Origin of the sequence: Vreelandella zhuhanensis (assembly GCF_009793355.1) — a bacterium.
Taxonomy (GTDB): domain Bacteria; phylum Pseudomonadota; class Gammaproteobacteria; order Pseudomonadales; family Halomonadaceae; genus Vreelandella; species Vreelandella zhuhanensis.
Genome location: NZ_WTKP01000012.1, coordinates 60,151 through 75,695, shown reverse-complemented (window position 1 = coordinate 75,695; position 15,545 = coordinate 60,151). Strand labels below are relative to the sequence as shown.

General features: G+C 54.0%; 16 protein-coding genes and 1 pseudogene. 5 read left to right on the top strand and 12 right to left on the bottom strand.

What is annotated here, in order from left to right; translation table 11 throughout:
* Positions 1–76: 76 nt before the first annotated feature.
* A pseudogene (gene gdhA / locus GPM19_RS14380) lies at positions 77–1,111 on the bottom strand (NADP-specific glutamate dehydrogenase); the annotation flags it as partial.
* Positions 1,112–1,423: 312 nt separating this feature from the next.
* On the opposite strand from gdhA, the gene rlmM reads away from it, so the two are divergent.
* A complete protein-coding gene (gene rlmM, locus GPM19_RS14375) occupies positions 1,424–2,503 on the top strand; it encodes a 23S rRNA (cytidine(2498)-2'-O)-methyltransferase RlmM (RefSeq protein WP_160419708.1) in 1,080 nt (359 codons plus the stop codon).
* Between the two features lie 27 nt (positions 2,504–2,530).
* On the opposite strand, the gene GPM19_RS14370 is transcribed toward rlmM, so the two are convergent.
* Positions 2,531–2,818, bottom strand: coding sequence for an antibiotic biosynthesis monooxygenase family protein (locus GPM19_RS14370; protein ID WP_160419707.1), 288 nt, complete (start codon positions 2,816–2,818; stop codon positions 2,531–2,533).
* Between the two features lie 29 nt (positions 2,819–2,847).
* Between GPM19_RS14370 and tusA the strand changes: the two genes are divergently transcribed.
* On the top strand, positions 2,848–3,099 hold the full coding sequence (gene tusA / locus GPM19_RS14365; RefSeq protein ID WP_114488165.1) for a sulfurtransferase TusA: 252 nt from the start codon (positions 2,848–2,850) through the stop codon (positions 3,097–3,099).
* A 65-nt stretch (positions 3,100–3,164) separates the two neighbouring features.
* On the opposite strand, the gene GPM19_RS14360 is transcribed toward tusA, so the two are convergent.
* The 3 genes from GPM19_RS14360 to GPM19_RS14350 form a co-directional block, all read right to left on the bottom strand.
* Complete coding sequence (locus GPM19_RS14360; RefSeq protein WP_160419706.1) at positions 3,165–3,866, bottom strand: hypothetical protein; 702 nt, start codon at positions 3,864–3,866, stop codon at positions 3,165–3,167.
* Positions 3,867–3,983: 117 nt separating this feature from the next.
* Complete coding sequence (locus GPM19_RS14355; RefSeq protein ID WP_227842471.1) at positions 3,984–4,937, bottom strand: DUF3080 family protein; 954 nt, start codon at positions 4,935–4,937, stop codon at positions 3,984–3,986.
* 59 nt (positions 4,938–4,996) lie between these two features.
* A complete protein-coding gene (locus tag GPM19_RS14350) occupies positions 4,997–6,424 on the bottom strand; it encodes an MATE family efflux transporter (protein WP_227842465.1) in 1,428 nt (475 codons plus the stop codon).
* Positions 6,425–6,602: 178 nt separating this feature from the next.
* Here GPM19_RS14350 and GPM19_RS14345 point away from each other — a divergent pair, with 178 nt between their 5' ends.
* Positions 6,603–7,178: an elongation factor P hydroxylase gene (locus GPM19_RS14345; protein WP_160419703.1), complete on the top strand. Its 576-nt coding sequence runs from the start codon at positions 6,603–6,605 to the stop codon at positions 7,176–7,178.
* A gap of 105 nt (positions 7,179–7,283) precedes the next feature.
* Here GPM19_RS14345 and GPM19_RS14340 read toward each other — a convergent pair whose 3' ends face one another.
* From GPM19_RS14340 to GPM19_RS14325, 4 genes are all read right to left on the bottom strand, one after another.
* Positions 7,284–7,799 carry a DUF2795 domain-containing protein gene (locus GPM19_RS14340; RefSeq protein ID WP_160419702.1) on the bottom strand — a complete coding sequence of 172 codons (516 nt, stop codon included), beginning with the start codon at positions 7,797–7,799 and terminating at the stop codon, positions 7,284–7,286.
* Positions 7,799–8,794: a DUF2795 domain-containing protein gene (locus GPM19_RS15480; protein ID WP_227842463.1), complete on the bottom strand. Its 996-nt coding sequence runs from the start codon at positions 8,792–8,794 to the stop codon at positions 7,799–7,801. Before GPM19_RS15480 ends, GPM19_RS14340 begins: the two co-directional genes overlap by 1 nt.
* Before the next feature lie 173 nt (positions 8,795–8,967).
* On the bottom strand, positions 8,968–9,447 hold the full coding sequence (locus tag GPM19_RS14330) for a hypothetical protein (protein ID WP_160419701.1): 480 nt from the start codon (positions 9,445–9,447) through the stop codon (positions 8,968–8,970).
* Positions 9,440–10,312, bottom strand: a complete 873-nt coding sequence (locus GPM19_RS14325) for a TatD family hydrolase (RefSeq protein WP_160419700.1) — start codon at positions 10,310–10,312, stop codon at positions 9,440–9,442. The genes GPM19_RS14330 and GPM19_RS14325 overlap by 8 nt, the downstream gene beginning before the upstream one ends.
* A 194-nt stretch (positions 10,313–10,506) precedes the next feature.
* On the opposite strand from GPM19_RS14325, the gene GPM19_RS14320 reads away from it, so the two are divergent.
* On the top strand, positions 10,507–12,426 hold the full coding sequence (locus GPM19_RS14320; protein ID WP_160419699.1) for an ATP-binding cassette domain-containing protein: 1,920 nt from the start codon (positions 10,507–10,509) through the stop codon (positions 12,424–12,426).
* A 72-nt stretch (positions 12,427–12,498) separates the two neighbouring features.
* Here the strand turns inward: GPM19_RS14320 and GPM19_RS14315 are convergent, their stop codons facing one another.
* Entirely contained in the window at positions 12,499–12,951 is a 453-nt protein-coding gene (locus GPM19_RS14315; protein WP_160419698.1) for a universal stress protein, read from the bottom strand.
* 172 nt (positions 12,952–13,123) lie between these two features.
* Here GPM19_RS14315 and GPM19_RS14310 point away from each other — a divergent pair, with 172 nt between their 5' ends.
* The gene (locus GPM19_RS14310; protein WP_160419697.1) at positions 13,124–13,654 is read left to right on the top strand and encodes a preprotein translocase subunit YajC; all 531 of its coding nucleotides are present in this window, start codon (positions 13,124–13,126) and stop codon (positions 13,652–13,654) included.
* Positions 13,655–13,680: 26 nt separating this feature from the next.
* Here the strand turns inward: GPM19_RS14310 and slyA are convergent, their stop codons facing one another.
* Entirely contained in the window at positions 13,681–14,124 is a 444-nt protein-coding gene (slyA, locus tag GPM19_RS14305) for a transcriptional regulator SlyA (RefSeq protein WP_160419696.1), read from the bottom strand.
* Positions 14,125–14,290: 166 nt separating this feature from the next.
* Positions 14,291–15,433: a DUF5924 family protein gene (locus tag GPM19_RS14300; RefSeq protein WP_160419695.1), complete on the bottom strand. Its 1,143-nt coding sequence runs from the start codon at positions 15,431–15,433 to the stop codon at positions 14,291–14,293.
* Positions 15,434–15,545 lie beyond the last annotated feature (112 nt).

Genomic DNA, 15,545 nt, shown 5'->3' with positions numbered 1-15,545 from the left:
TCGCCTATGTGATGAGGTACATCGCCTGCTCGGTGGTTACGGAACTGATCACACGATTAATTTTGAATAGGCACTTAATGCAATTGATGCCATTGCCTAAAAGTGTCTCAGCATCGGCGTCCGTGAGCTCGTTTTGAGTGGCGCACGGGAAGGCGGCATCAGCCTTAAGGCGCCATACAGCATGCCCATCCTGCGGGTACTCTGATACAGGGATGTAGCTAGCCTGAGGATGCTGCTCCAGGTACTGTTCAAGCGAAGCGCGTTTGACTTCTTTCAGCTCTTTTAATAGCGCAAGGTCAATGCCAGTGTGGTCAATGATAGTGCCGCGAGAATCAGAGCAAGTAATAGGTTTGGCGCCCAACTCATAAAGCTTTTCAATGGTATAAATGGCTACATTGCCTGCTCCTGATACTAAACAGGTTTTGCCTTCGAGACTTGTGCCGTGCTCTGCGAGCATGTTCTGCGCGAAGTAGACGGCCCCATAACCCGTTGCCTCTTTACGTCCAAGAGAGCCACCCCAGGTTAGGCCTTTACCGGTGAGGACGCCTTCGTAACGACCGGTGATTCGTTTGTACTGGCCGTATAGGTAACCGATCTCACGTGCGCCAACGCCGATGTCGCCAGCAGGAACGTCGGTTGTGGGGCCGATGTGACGATAGAGCTCGGTCATGAAGGCTTGGCAGAAACGCATGATCTCGCCGTCGGACTTTCCCTTCGGATCAAAATCGGAGCCGCCTTTGCCGCCGCCAATAGGTAAGCCAGTCAGCGCATTCTTGAAGATTTGTTCAAAGCCTAAAAATTTGATCGTGCCTGACGTGACGCTGGCGTGAAAGCGCAAGCCGCCTTTGTACGGGCCCAAGGCTGAATTGAACTGAACGCGGTACCCCTTGTTGACACGAACTTTACCCTCATCATCGGTCCAGCAGATGCGGAACATAATTTGTCGCTCGGGTTCAACAATACGTTCAATGATGCCATGATCATGATAATAAGAACTGCCCTCAAGAACGGGGCGTAAGCACTCTAAAACTTCTTCTGCCGCTTGATAAAACTCACTTTGCGCAGGGCTGCTTTGTTTCAAACGAGTCAGAGTGTCGTGTACGTAGGGCATAACCTTGTTTACCATTTAGTTTAATTAAAAAAAATTTTTTGTGCTGGGAAAATTTGATATCCCTTATTTAACGGCTGTTATGTGGTGTATGCATACCCCATGTTTCCTGTAACAGTTGAGATAAATCGTTTAAGTAAGACTAAATGCGTACGCTTTGACACTTCAGCTATTAATATTAAATATTGCTGTTAAACTGTATTTAAACGAAATTGAGATACCGTCAATCACAAGAGGGGCATGTTATGATGTGCCCGCGCAATTGGCGCCCATCTACAAATGGCGAGCTGAGCGGTTCGTCTGATCGACGCGGAAATGAGGTGGCAGGTGAATCAAACCATTCCAGCAACGTGGTTAGTGTATTGTCGCCCAGGCTTTGAAGCGGATGCTGCTGCTGAGCTTGCCCATCGGGCGGAGCAAGTTGGTTATTCCGGTACCATGCACCAAGGGGATGGATGGGTCAGCCTCGAATTGCCGGATGGGGAGCCGGTAAATGTGTTGCATCGGGAAGTTCCATTCGATTCCTTGGTGTTTGCTCGCCAAAGTCTTGTGGCGCTACCGGCATCGATGCTGTCTCGTGAAGACCGCCTTACTCCTATTATCGAGCAGGTCGTAAAAAGTGGTTGGAGTTTTGAAGAGGTATGGCATGAAACGCCTGATACCAACGAAGGGAAGTCGCTCTCGCGATTGATTAAAGCTTTAACGCGGCCTTTAGAAAGCACCTTGAAAAAGCGTGGTGCCTTGCGGCGTAAAGCGGGGGGGCGACGCCTGCACCTTTTTTGGTTGGATGGAGACTGTGTCCAGTTAGGGATGACATTTCCGGGAAACCGCAGTGAATTGCTTGGTGGGATTCGTCGGCTACGTTTTCCATCGCGAGCGCCTAGCCGTTCGACCCTAAAGCTTGAAGAAGCTTGGCATGAATTCGTACCACGTGATGAGTGGGAGTTGCGGCTGGGTGATCACATGCAGGCAGCTGACCTTGGGGCGGCGCCGGGTGGCTGGACTTGGCAGTTGGTACAACGTGGCATGTACGTGTATGCCATCGACAATGGCCCGATGGAAAAATCCTTGATGGCAAGTGGCCAGGTGGAGCATCTTCGCGAAGATGGTTTTACTTGGGAACCGCCTCGTCGGCTGGATTGGCTGGTATGCGATATCGTGGACAAGCCGATACGCGTATTGGCCATGGTAGAGCGCTGGCTGATACGGCGTTGGTGCCGTGAAGCTGTGTTTAATTTGAAGCTACCAATGAAAAAACGCTGGGAAGAAGTGGCTCGTTGCCTGGCTCACCTTGAATCAACCATGGCAAGTGCCGGTGTGCGAGCCAAGATTCAGTGTCGGCAACTTTATCATGACCGAGAAGAAGTAACGGTTCATGTCCGCTTGCTTGAGTAAGCCCATGCGTTTGTTGAAAGATAGATATCAGTAACTGGCTTCGTAGATACGAATGGATTCTTCTTCAGTGAGCAATGGCAGAATGCGCTGCATCGCCATGGTTCGTGCTTCACTGCTATACCATTCTTTCCAGGCGCGCATATCGCGCCATTTGGTAATCATGAGTCGATGATCATTACGGCCGCGCTCGACTAGGCTTTCCCCTCCCACGAAGCCGCGAGCGCCTAAAGAGACACGCATGGCTTCGCGGGCGGCTTGCTCGTATTCTTCTTCCAGGCCGGGCATGATGCGGCGTTCAATAATGATCTTTATCATTTTTCTAGCTCCCTACACCGAGGAAATCGATGGCTGAAAACATGGAATCCCTACCGGCTCATGACGAGCTGCTAGACACCACCGGCCTGTACTGTCCAGAGCCGATCATGATGATGCATGGCAAAGTACGTGACATGCAGCCGGGTCAGGTGCTCAAGGTGGTGGCAACGGATCCTGCTACGACGCGGGATGTACCCAAATTTTGCCAATTTTTAGGCCATGACTTGCTATACCAGCAGGCCTTGGCCAATGAATACTTGTATTTTATCCGGTTAGGATGAAATTGTGCAGCCCGGAAAACAAAGATCGGTTGGCATTGTCGCCATTAGCCCGCCGATCCTGTGTCTTATTCGCTAGGGTCATCAAGCACCATAAGTGCCAAAGCATCCAGTGTATCGGGATCTTCTTCCATGATGCGGTTGGCAATATGCCGTTGGAAGAAATAAAGCATCTGATGGCGGGACCTTCCGCAATAAAGGCAAGCATCTCCCAAGAGTACCGGTGACATGGTTATCTGGGCATCATCGGCTAGAAGCGCCTCGATACTACCGTTGCTATAGAGACACCACCCGTAAACCGGTTTGATTTGCCACGGCGTCTGGGGTTGATTCATGCATAAGGCATGTGTTCCCAAAGTGTCGGGGAGCTGTTGAATCAACGTTACTTCGCTGGCTTCTTCATAGTCGAAATAGTCAGCGGCGGCGGAGAGCTCCAGCATCTTGTGCTCAGGTGGTGTATCGAATATTTCTTCTGTTTCTGGGTCGCGGTAGCCAATGAAACACCCATCTTCATTGTTATTGAGCTGCTGGCAGGGGGTCAATGATTCCATCCAGGGAACCAGACCCACGATTTCCCCATCTTCGCGCAGGCCCCAAGCAAGAATAGGCATGCCGTAACAGGTGTCAGGCCTGGCGTTCAATTGATATACCATCTCCAGCCCGTCTAGCTCCGGTGCCAGGCGTACCAAGCGCTTTCGAGCATGCTGTCGCTGACGAATAGTTTCCAGGTCGATGACCTGGGCAGAGCGGGGTGACGGGGATGCGCCCATGATTCCCTCCTGGTGCTGCGTGGCCATGACATTGGCAAGGCATACTTAATATGCGCTTACCGCATAATTCACCAATAGCACAGCTAGCGCATAAGGTTAAGTCCCCTGTTACTTATTTCAGCGTGATTGACACCCCGTGAAATGTGCGCGTGTTTCCTGATGCTGCTTGTGGGCCAGCTGAAAGGCTGACCAGGGCGCCGACTCACTATTCAGCGAAAGCCACCGTTGACGGTAATCTCTCAGGGCTTTGGGAGGCATAACAGGATGAACAGTGAAGAGTGCATTGACTGCTTCGAGCCATTCCCGACTATGTTCGGCAAGGTTATCGAGTCCGTTGTCCTTCCAGGGTGTCAAGCACATGGTTTGTGCATTGCCATATTGCTTGAGGTAATCGGTGCCTTCCTCCAGACGCTGCGTTGCCAATAACAGAGCACGCATGATTTCTGCACTGAGCGGGCGTTGTTGCAGTGTTTGTAAATGCCCCTCCAAGGTGGATGAATCTTGCTCCCATTGGCGATTGAATTGATGCAAGATCATGCGGTGCAGATACGTCACCGCTTCCAGGTGAGCGGGAATGACCATTAGGTCTTCCGGGTCGATGGCATGGCTGGCACGTGAGAAATTGCCTTCCCATTCACTGGAATCGAACAGCGTATTCCAGCTCACTAAAGGAAGCTGTTGTGTTTTGTGTAGCGTCAGGCGATGCAGGCGAGAGCGATCTTCTTCATTCAAGGTGTCGGGCACCGCTGTATTCCAGCAACCACTGAGACGTTGCCATAGTTCGCGCTCGTAAAGCCAATGCTGACTAGGAGGTGCCATGCGCCCCAGTTGGTTGTTACGTGCGGCAATCAGAGAAGTGATATGACACTCTCGCAACGCATAGACGTTGGGTAGACTCTCCCGCGTTTCGGTAATGTTAAACAAACGCGCCTTCCGTTCAGGAAATGCTCCGATGTTGCTTGGTGTGTGTCGCTCGAGAGGTGGGCCCTGTAAGTCCTTGACCAATTGTTGATGGTAGGCCGCCCAAGGAGCTTCAGCACCCGACTCGCCGCATCCAGCTAATAACCCCATTCCGATGGCGGCTAAGCTGAGCGAAACGTATCGCCGGAAAAGAAAAAGAGCAGAAGTCTTCATAGGCGTATGGCTCGTTGGCTGATGTGCTGCAAGCGCAGGCCGAGCAACAGCGCTGCTGTGCTTAACCCAGCGATCAATCCAATCCAGTAACCATGGACACCTAGTGGTGGAAATAGGCCGTTGATGCCTTGGATGCCCAGCCAATGTCCCCCCATAAGCCCCACGAACCAGTAAGAAAAAAGCGTGATCAGCATCACGATACGCGTGTCCTTGTAACCACGCAGGGCCCCCGCAAGATTGGCTTGTAGAGAATCTGAAACCTGATACAGCACAGCCAAGGCGATCAGCGACAATGCCATAGCCTTCACTTCGTCATTATTGGTGTAAAGCTTAATCACCGGCTCGGCGGTTAGCCATAGCAAGGTGCTGTTCAATGCTGCTACCACCAAGCTGATCAGGATGCCGTTCCAAGCTACCAGACGTGCCATTTTCGGGCGCTCTTGTCCCAATGTATTACCCACTCTTACCGTCAATGCCATGCTCAACGACAGCGGGAGCATGAACAAGATCGTAGTGTAATTCAGTGCCACCTGATGGGCGGCAACCGTGACTTCGCCCATGCTGGCAATGAATAGAGCGATCAAGGTGAACAGAGTGACCTCGACAAAAATTGACACCCCGATGGGAATACCTACTGTCAAAAGCTCACGCATGCTTGCCCAATGTGGAAGACTAAAAGATCGCCACAGGAAAATGTCACTGTAGGCTTGGCTTTTGCTTGTATACAGCGCCATTGTGAGAGCCATCATCCACATGGAAAATGCGGTGGCGATCCCGCAACCCAAAGCGCCGAGGGCGGGCAGTGCTTCTAGACTGCCTGGCAGAAAGTCGCCAAATAGAGCGGTTAATCCGTCCCCGCCGTAAATCAGTACATAATTGCTGGGAATGTTGACTGCCAAACCCACCAGGCTGATCCATAGCGCCGGACGCGTATGGTTCATGCCATCTGAAAAGGCACGAAGCGCCTGAAACAGGGCGATGCCCGGCATGCCGAACGCCACCGCTGCCAGATAAGCCGCCGACTGCTCTGCCACTTGAAGAGGAACGTCCATCAAGTGAAATATCGGCATGACCGCTTGCCATAGTACAACGGCGGAGACAATGCCCATGGCCAGTGCGACCCATAACCCTTGTTGCACGGCCGGGCGCACGTTGTCGGTGCGTTTTCCACCGAGAAAGTGCGCGACAATCGGGGTAAGTCCCATCAATGTCCCGGTCATGAACAGCATCAGAGGCATCCACAGACTGGAGCCTACCGAGACGGCTGCCAAAGCCGTGGCGCTTTGACGCCCAGTCATCATCACATCCACCACGCTCATGCCCGCCTGGGCGAGCTGTGCCCCGCAAATCGGCAGTGCCAGATGTACCAACGAATAGGTTTCGCGCCTGCAGTTAGCGCGTAAATCCCCAAAAAATGAGCCCAAACAATCTCTCCAGAATGGTGTGACGACCCGACAAAGCAGGCTCATATTAGCAGGAGGTATTTTTCTATGCTTGTTTCCCCTTATTCCTAGTTATTGTGCCGAGTATAATGACGTTTCGTCTTGTTGTTTTATCGCCAATACAACCCCTGTGACAGACTGTTGATCTAAGAGAGGTAGGGTGAGTTATCAGGAAATTCGTTGGTCACTGACAGACCTTGTCGCATTGTTCGACGGCTTGTTTGCCGAGTGCTTCAACACTCGGCTGATGCGCGGAGGAGAGGAGCCGCTTTATCGGCCGGCAGATGACGACCACGCCTATCATCAGGTGATTTTCGCTCGGGGCTTCTACGCCAGTGCCTTGCATGAAATCAGTCACTGGTGCATTGCCGGCAAACATCGCCGTACTCTCGAAGATTACGGCTACTGGTATTTGCCGGATGGACGTACTGCTGAGCAGCAAATCGCTTTTGAGAACGCCGAGATTGCCCCTCAGGCATTGGAATACCTGCTTACCCAGGCTTGTGGGCGACGTTTTCATGTCAGCGTCGATAATCTAGGCGGCGATACGCAAGTGGATCGTGATGCCTTTCAGAAGCGCGTCATGGCTCGCGTAGAGCGCTACGAACGTGAAGGCTTGCCCCTCCGCGCCAGAGCCTTTCGTGATGCCTTGAACGCTTACTATCAACAGGGGCTGGAGCGTGAAGCCGCAATCACTCAAGGGATTGATGTGCTGCTGCGCACGCGACTATGCTGAGATTTCTACCAGAGGCGGGCATGCGTGTCCCCTCGTATGGAAGGGCGAGCTCATCGATGCGTACTATGAGCTCGCTTTTTGAGCTGGCACTCAAATCATTGGCCGTCACTCCACTTTCTCTAGCTCCTTGGTGACATCGGCCATGCTGCGGTAGCTGTGGTCACCGAACTTCTCCAGAGTTTGCATTTCCTGGTCGCTGGCGTTCGAGCTGGCATGGTCTATCAGCTGTTCACGATTGGCCGGAAACCTCATGCCGGCAAACATGCTGGCAAAACGCGCTGCGGAAGGTGCTTGCATGGCACGTTGGCCACCGGTCTTGCTCGGCTGAGTGTCGGGTGCCTTTTCGTGGGTGCGCAGCTCACCGAAGGCACGCGCGACTTCTGCGGCATCGCGATATTCCCGGTCGGGCAACTGCTGGATGATGTCACGCACTTCCTGCTCTTCGTCGCTCAACGTATCGACCAGCTCACTGCGCTTTTTCGGAAATTCGACCCCTTTCAGCGCTTTCTCAATATCAGCGGCAGATACAGCCTGTTTCGGGTGGGAGGTCAGCATGTGCTGCTCGTAGCGGGACTTCTGCTCGAACTCGGCGCCGCATATTTCGCAAGTGAACTGTGCCATCAGCGTATCTCCCCAACTGCTTTCTGGACATCCGCCATCGTCTCGTACTGTCGGCTAGGAAAGTCGTTCAGTACGTCGATGATTTCGTTCTCGGCATGGTTAGCCTTAGCCTGCTTGATCAAGTCGGCCTTGGCGCAGGGGAAATCAGCCCCCTTGAGCGCCTTGGCGATGCCGGCTGCCGATGCGGTACCGATGGCTGCCTTGCCGCCGCGCTCGCCACCCTTGCTGCGATCGCCCTCGGGCGCCTTGGCTTCTGGCTGCATCTGCGGCTCGGTGAGGGTGCCGCCCTCCAGCGCTTCGGTGGGCCACTCCCGTTCCTTCAATTCCAGGGTCTTGAACAGGGCCGCCTTGCCGCTGATAGAGACTTGCTCCTCGCTCAGGTCATCATGTGCGCCGATCAGCAGTAACTGAGCGTTCTCGTAGTCGAGCAGCTTGCCATCATCGATATCGAGCCAGCGCTTGTCGGCGAACTTTTCCTGCAAGTGCTTGGGGTAGTTCGGCTTGAAGTCTGGAAAGCCGGGTACATCGAGGGAAGGATTGCGTACCGAGATGATATAGCTCGCCTCGGCAAGAATCCCCAGTTCCGCCTGCGCCTTTCCGGGCTTGTCCGGTTTGGAAAGCCGGTAGGCCAGGCGCGAGCTGTTGTCACGCACGAAGATCGCATAGCGCCCCTCGCCGACAGGAATGGCCTCGCCCTGTTCCTGTCCGCCGCGGGTCTTGGTCGGGTATTCGAGCGGTGCCAGCGCCTCGCCGACATCCCTCGGCTTGCCCGTCATGTCGTTCATCATCCACTCGCGTGCGGTGGATTTTGGCTTGCCATGGGTGATTTCCGGCAGCCGCTTCTTGCCCACTATGAACAGCCGAGCAGTATCTGCATCGTCCGGCACCAGTACGACGTGCAAGCGCTGAACATCGTCTAGGCTCCGAACCGTTTGCGTATTGACCTTGGGTCGGTAGAAGAAATAGATATCTCCCTTCTCAACATAATCCGTCATGTGTCACCTCCTGAACAAGAATGGCTGCGTCGTTAAAACCGTATTTTCAAGACTCTGTTTTTTTAAAACTCTGTTTTTAAAACTCTGTCTTTAAAACATAGCCTACTTGTTGGTTAGCAGAGGTTTTTCCGACATGCAAACGCAAGCGCATCCTGGCTATCTACTTATAAAGCTTATTGGTCTTTTGCCAGCCGCTGATGGAGGTTGAGCATGACTTCAATTTCATGTTCCGAGCGCATCGGTTCAAGGCCGAGTTCACTGAAAACTTCACCTCGGCTACGCTGCCATTCGCCTGAAGATACATCGGCATAGAGGGTTTCAGCCGGTGCCAGCTCGACAAAAGGATCTATTCCATAAAGGTCGAATAGGCGTGTCAGTGCCGCTTCGTCTTCAAAATTGTCGCTGGTGTAGAGGGTGTCGGAGAAGTAATCGTTTTCCATCTCGCGAATCACGTCAAGCGGGCTTACGCCGAGGCTCTCCAACTCTTCCATGCTGTAGCCACCCAGCGCATTCATGTCATCATCCAACCAGCTGTCATCGGGTTGAATCAAGGTGTGCTTGATGCGTCCATCGGGCAATGACCAGGCAATGGCGATCGGCAAGCCGTTTTCGTCGCCGGTTTCAATGGCAATAAATCCTGGGTAATCAGCCATTTTGAGGCTCCTTGATGACAGGCAATCGAAAGAAAGCCATGGCGGTTTGCGTGGTAGTGGTGGTCAGCGCCTGTTCACTGATGTCACGCCAGTAGGCAATCTCGCGCACGATCCAGGGCAGCAGGGCGGGCTCGTGACGTCGGCCCTTGAGTTTTGCCGGCAAATTGCGCGGTAGCAGGTAAGGACAATCGGTTTCCACCATCAATCGATCCAGTGGAATATCGCTCACCAGCCCACGTAAGTGATGCCCGCGACGTTCATCACACAACCAGCCGGTCAGACCGATATGCAGGTCAAGATCCCGATAGCGGTAAAGCGTCTCCCTGTCAGCGGTGAAGCAATGAATCACCGCCTGGGAAATGTCGTCACGCCAAGCATGCAGAATATCATGCATGCGTTTGCCGGCATCGCGTTCATGGATAAACAACGGTAAGCCACTTTCCGCAGCGAGCCCGAGCTGTGCTTCAAAAGCCCTCTCCTGAGCCTCAGGAGAGGAAAAGTTACGATTGAAATCCAGCCCGCATTCGCCAACCGCCACCACCTCCGGCTCTTTATAAAGTGCCGCCATGGCGCGTGCCATGCTGTTATCCCAGCGGCTGGCATCGTGAGGGTGAACGCCGGCGGTGGCATACACTCCAGGATGGCGGCGCGCCATCTCGATGGCCTGTTCCGCATGCTCAAGGTCGGTGCCGGTCACGATCAAGGTGCCCACATTGGCTGCTCGAGCTCGCTTCAGCACGGCGTCTATGTCTCGGGTGAAGCTTTCGTGAGTCAGGTTGGCACCGATATCGACAAGCGGAGCTGGCGCACGAAATCGTAGCGCTTCGGGCAATACGTCATCAAAACAATCAGCCGGCTCGGCCACGGTAAACTCCTGTTGATAGCAGAGGGCTCATTGTACCCGGGGCGATCAGCCTACGGCTATTGGCGGGTTCAGGTTGTTGTTGAATGAATTAGCCTGGCCGACAATATAGCCCATGCCATTCAAGGTAGGGCGCTCCACCACCTGAGCCCCGGCATGCGTTACACTATGCGCATTGAAAATCGGGAGGATACTGCGTGACCTTGCTACGACTGGAACAGCTTCAACTCGCCTATGGCACCCATGTACTGCTAAACCGCGCCGACTTGACGGTGGAGAAGGGCGAGCGGCTGGGGCTGGTCGGGCGCAACGGTACCGGCAAATCCACTTTGCTGAAGTTGGTGGCGGGCGAAATCCTGCCTGACGAAGGCACGATCTGGCGCGCTCCCGGGCTGAAGATCGGGGTGCTGGCTCAGGAACTCCCCGAGTCATCCGGCATGACCATCTTCGATATGGTCGCCCAAGGCTTGCCGGAGGCGGGTGAGATATTGGCCGAGTACAATCATCTGATTCATCAGCATGAGCCGGACATGAACCGCATGGCGACGCTGCAGACTCGCCTGGAAGCCATTGATGGATGGTCGTTTCACCAGCGCATCGACGTCATCTTGACCCGTTTGGGATTGCCGCCGGAAGCTGAAATGAATGCACTTTCGGGTGGCTGGCGGCGTCGCGTGGCTCTGGCCCGCGCTCTGGTTGCCGAGCCGGACCTGCTATTGCTGGATGAGCCTACCAACCATTTGGATCTGGATACCATCGCCTGGCTTGAAGAGCAATTATTGGCGTTCAATGGTGCGGTGCTATTGATTACCCACGATCGTACCTTCCTGTCCAAGCTGGCTACCAACATCCTTGAGCTTGATCGAGGAAAGCTGGGGCGTTATCCAGGCAGCTATGTCGAATATCAGGAGCGCAAGCAACACGAGCTGGAAGTTGAGGCTCGGGAGCATGCGTTGTTTGACAAGAAACTGGCCCAGGAAGAAGTCTGGATTCGCCAAGGGGTCAAAGCGCGGCGTACCCGCAACGAAGGCCGGGTGCGGGAGCTTGAGCAGATGCGCATGGAACGTAGCCAGCGCCGTGAACGCCAGGGCCAGGCTAACTTGGTGGTGGATAGCGGTGAGCGCACCGGCAAGCGTGTGGTGGAACTTAAGGGCGTCATTCAGCGCTTCGGCGAAGAAACCATTATCGACAACCTTAGCCTGGAAATTCAGCGCGGCGACCGGATCGGCTTTCTGGGGCGCAATGGCGCGGGCAAGACCACGCTGCTCAAGATCCTTCTGGGCCAGCTGGAGCCCACCGAAGGCGACGTGCGTCTGGGTACCAACTTGAAGGTGGCGTACTTCGATCAGTTGCGGGCGGGGCTGGAGCCGAACAAGACCGTCTACGACAATGTCGCTCAAGGCAGCGACAGGGTCACGGTAGGGGGCAAGGATCGCCACGTAATGAGTTACCTGCAGGATTTCCTGTTTACCCCGGAGCGGGTACGCCAGCCGGTCAAGGCGCTGTCCGGTGGGGAGTCCAATCGTTTGCTGTTAGCCAAACTGTTTACCCAGCCGGCCAACGTCCTGGTACTCGATGAGCCGACTAACGATCTAGACATGGAAACCTTGGAGCTGCTCGAAGAGCTGCTACTGGATTTCGACGGCACTTTATTGCTGGTTTCCCACGACCGGGCGTTCATGGATAACGTCGTGACCAGTATTCTGGCGTTTGAAGGTGAGGGCCGTGTGCGTGAATACGTGGGCGGTTACACCGACTGGGTGCGTCAGGGCGGCACATTACCCCCCGCGCCTTGGCAAGGCGCCGCTCGTCAGAATACCGAGCCCACCGCAGTGCCAGAGCCTGCTGCCAAAAAAAATCAGGCAGCGGCACCCGCTAAGAAAGCGGTCAAGCTTTCCTACAAGTTACAGCGTGAGCTGGATAGCTTGCCGCTGGAGATCGAACGCCTGGAGGGCGAGATACAGGCAATGGAGCAGAACATTGCTGACCCTGCGTTTTATCAGCAGGATAGCGAAACGGTAACCATCACCTTGCAAAAACTGAGTGATAGCCAGAATGCGCTGGAAGCTGCCATGGAACGTTGGATGGAGCTGGAGGCAATGGCGGCAGGCGAATAGTGTGTGGAAACCGTAAAGGTTGAAAGCAAAAAGGCGCCATCAGGCGCCTTTGGTCTGAAAACATTCGAAACGCTACTCTTCGCTTTTTTCACCTTTCTTGCCGACTCGCACGGCCAGTACATCGCACTCAGCGCCATGAAGTACCCCGGTGGAGGTAGAACCCAGCAGTAGAGCAAAGCCATGCCGGCCATGAGAACCGACGACAATAAGGTCTACGTCGTGCTCCTCGGCGAATCGATGAATTTCGGTGTCCGGCATACCCACGACGACATGCTGGTCCTGGCTGGGGATATGGGGCTCGGCGATTTCCGCTAACCGTTTCTTGGCATGGTCATCCAGTTGATCCTGGATGCTGGTAAGGTCCATGGGGATGTCGCCGCCATAGGCGAATCCCAGTGGTTCCAAGGTATGCATGATAGAAATCTTGGCGTTCTCGTTGCGCTCGGCGATGCCAACGGCACGTTCAAGCACTTTATGAGAATCCTTGGTCAGATCCACTGCGACCAGAATATGGTGATAGCTCATGGCACATCTCCTCGGGGAGCGAAGGTAGAACAGTAGCTGAAAGCTTTCTTTTCCTTCAGGTTTTCCTTTACTTTAGGCGTGTTGGGGATATGTAACAACGACATGCATCAGATTTTATCGTATTCCAGAGAAAATGTTGGATAAACGCTACTAAGGCAACAGGGAAAATAAAATGGAATGGTTCATCATCGTCTTTATCTTGATGATGGTTGCGGCGCCGGTGATGTGGCTCAAGCCCAGCCCCCGCCAGAAGCGTCTGGTGCATTTGCGCAATACGCTGCGCCAACACGGCGTTACCATCAAGATGGAAAAACCGCCGCTACATGACTTCAAAGGCACGATGCCTGCCTATTGTTGGAAGTATCCTGACCAGGCGCCGGGCCCAGATTTTGTACTGGTTCGTGAGACTCATGCCAGCGAAGCATTGGAGGTTTATTTACCCGGGTGGCGCTGGCGTGTTGCGCCGTTACGCCCCTTGCCTGAGCAGGCGGAACGGCATTTCGTCGCCTTGCTGGAGCGTTTGCCCCAGGATGTCGTTATCGTCGAGTCGAATCGCTCCGCCTTGACGATTTGGTGGTGGGAATCGCAAGGGGCCGAGCGTTTCCTGAAGTATCTTGACGACTTTCAAGCGCTGCGGGATGCGCTGGCAGGTCATAGTGACCAACCCCGCCCCGCCAGCCCCGACAAACCTTTAGATACTTGAATTAATTCCGGGTAAAAACACTTCTTTCAGGAGGATGATTCTCGGGTTTGAATGGCCATGCCGTTTTCTTCAATGCGTGCCAGCCAAGTGTTCAGTTGCTCTATATCCTCATCCGCCAGTCCCGCCAGCATCTCCTTGCGTGCCTCTGCGGCTACGCTGTCAATCTGCTCGAGCAATGGTGTGGCCGCTTCGGTTAAATACACGCGCTTGGTGCGGCGATCATGTTCACAGCTGCGTCGCTGCACCAAACCTTGCGCTTCCAGTTGGCTCAGCGTTCGCACCAGTGAAGGAGCCTCCACGCCGATGGCACGCGCCAGTTCACACTGAGGTTGGCCGTCACCCATGCGCCCAAGATGGTAGAGGGTTACCCAGCGGGTTTGCGTCAACCCCAGAGGTGCCAGGCGACGATCGAGAATCGAACGCCAAAGGTGAGGAAGACGGGCAAGTCTGAAGCCGATGTTTGAAGCCATAGGTCACGTTACGCCAAATAATAATGGTAAAAAATGACAGCGGCATTATAAGCCGAGTTCCAAGAGCTGTCAGTGTGCCGAAAATACGCCAGGCTTATCGTGAGCGAGCGCAATGAAAGCAGCAAAATGCCATGTGGGAAGTGTCATGTAAGCCCTTATGGTTTGACTAGTCGTCCACTGAGAAGGATTGGCCAGGAACAAAATGCTTCAGGTTCAGCTTGCTAAACCCCGTTCGCTTAATCTGGCCATCCGCGACAGTGGCTTTTTGAGGGTCATCCGAAATGGTAAAGCTTACTAACCCGATACGTTGACCGCTATCAGTCATGATATCGACTCGCCATTCACCTTCGGGTGCTTCGGGAAAGTTTTGCTTGTGGCTCCAGGCGCGATATCCCTGTTCTCGTCCCCCGGCAATGTCCAGCTCCACACGGTCGATCACTGCATTTTCATGGCGCCATTCATGAATGATCGTCTCACTCAATCCACGTGGCGCACGGATGGCGCTATATACATACAAGCCGTTTTCACTGAGATTTTCCGGCGTCAGGACGATGCTACCCTGTGGTTGGCGCTGTTCGATATCAAAGGAGGGCGACAATGCACTGGCGGTTATCCATAGGCCGGTAGGTGGCACCCAGATACGCCCCATCCAGGCACCTCCCGCCAAGAGCAGGGTTAAACAGAAAAGTATCACCCCCTGCAGAGTAGAGCGGTCTCTGAGTAATTGAAGAAAAGTGGGGAGGGTAACGGTCACCATGGCAAGTAGGGCCAGTTTCAGGCTCAGCCCGGTACTCAGCTGAAACATTATCGGTAGCGTTACCAGCACCACTAGAAACACGCAGTGGGCATGAAAGACAAAATAAAGGCTGCGAAAGCGCCCGGCGAGGCGAAAATACAGTGGATCAAGGATGGAAAGTAACGCCATGCCCGCCACCATTAGCGTGAACACTACTTGGCCGCTGCTCCATACCGTGGTGACCAGCACGAACGGCAAGGTGAAAAACAACGTTTCCTGATGAACCATCTGGCTAATGAAGGCGGTTATTCCTTGCGGCAGGCTCGAATGACCCCGGCGAACCAGAAAGCGCCTGATCATACTTTCCAGCAGCAGCAGCACCCAGGTGAGAAGCAGTCCTAGTGCCAGGATGGCTCCCAGCCATTGCTGGCGATCCACCAGAAAAAAACTGCCTAAACCTGCACAAAAGGCCATGGGCGGCCATAACCAACGCCATGGCTTAAGGTGTTGAACGAACGATTCGACACCCTGTTGGAAACGCTGAAGCGGGGTGACGCTGGGGGAAACGAGCATGATTAACCAACGCCTTGTTTGAGATGAGAAGTGATCCTAACAGTCTGAGCGTTTCTTGGGGTGAGCCAATCCCGTATGTTTTGTCAATTAGGTGCCTTTCAGGGCTTGACGT

Excerpts from the sequence above, each read along its gene's own strand:
- rlmM (WP_160419708.1), top strand. The coding sequence starts at position 1,424 with ATGAGGTGGCAGGTGAATCAAACCATTCCAGCAACGTGGTTAGTGTAT.
- GPM19_RS14370 (WP_160419707.1), bottom strand. The coding sequence starts at position 2,818 with ATGATAAAGATCATTATTGAACGCCGCATCATGCCCGGCCTGGAAGAA.
- tusA (WP_114488165.1), top strand. The coding sequence starts at position 2,848 with ATGGCTGAAAACATGGAATCCCTACCGGCTCATGACGAGCTGCTAGAC.
- GPM19_RS14360 (WP_160419706.1), bottom strand. The coding sequence starts at position 3,866 with ATGGGCGCATCCCCGTCACCCCGCTCTGCCCAGGTCATCGACCTGGAA.
- GPM19_RS14355 (WP_227842471.1), bottom strand. The coding sequence starts at position 4,937 with ATGGGGTTATTAGCTGGATGCGGCGAGTCGGGTGCTGAAGCTCCTTGG.
- GPM19_RS14340 (WP_160419702.1), bottom strand. The coding sequence starts at position 7,799 with ATGGCACAGTTCACTTGCGAAATATGCGGCGCCGAGTTCGAGCAGAAG.
- GPM19_RS15480 (WP_227842463.1), bottom strand. The coding sequence starts at position 8,794 with ATGACGGATTATGTTGAGAAGGGAGATATCTATTTCTTCTACCGACCC.
- GPM19_RS14330 (WP_160419701.1), bottom strand. The coding sequence starts at position 9,447 with ATGGCTGATTACCCAGGATTTATTGCCATTGAAACCGGCGACGAAAAC.
- GPM19_RS14315 (WP_160419698.1), bottom strand. The coding sequence starts at position 12,951 with ATGAGCTATCACCATATTCTGGTCGCAGTGGATCTGACCAAGGATTCT.
- GPM19_RS14310 (WP_160419697.1), top strand. The coding sequence starts at position 13,124 with ATGGAATGGTTCATCATCGTCTTTATCTTGATGATGGTTGCGGCGCCG.
- slyA (WP_160419696.1), bottom strand. The coding sequence starts at position 14,124 with ATGGCTTCAAACATCGGCTTCAGACTTGCCCGTCTTCCTCACCTTTGG.
- GPM19_RS14300 (WP_160419695.1), bottom strand. The coding sequence starts at position 15,433 with ATGCTCGTTTCCCCCAGCGTCACCCCGCTTCAGCGTTTCCAACAGGGT.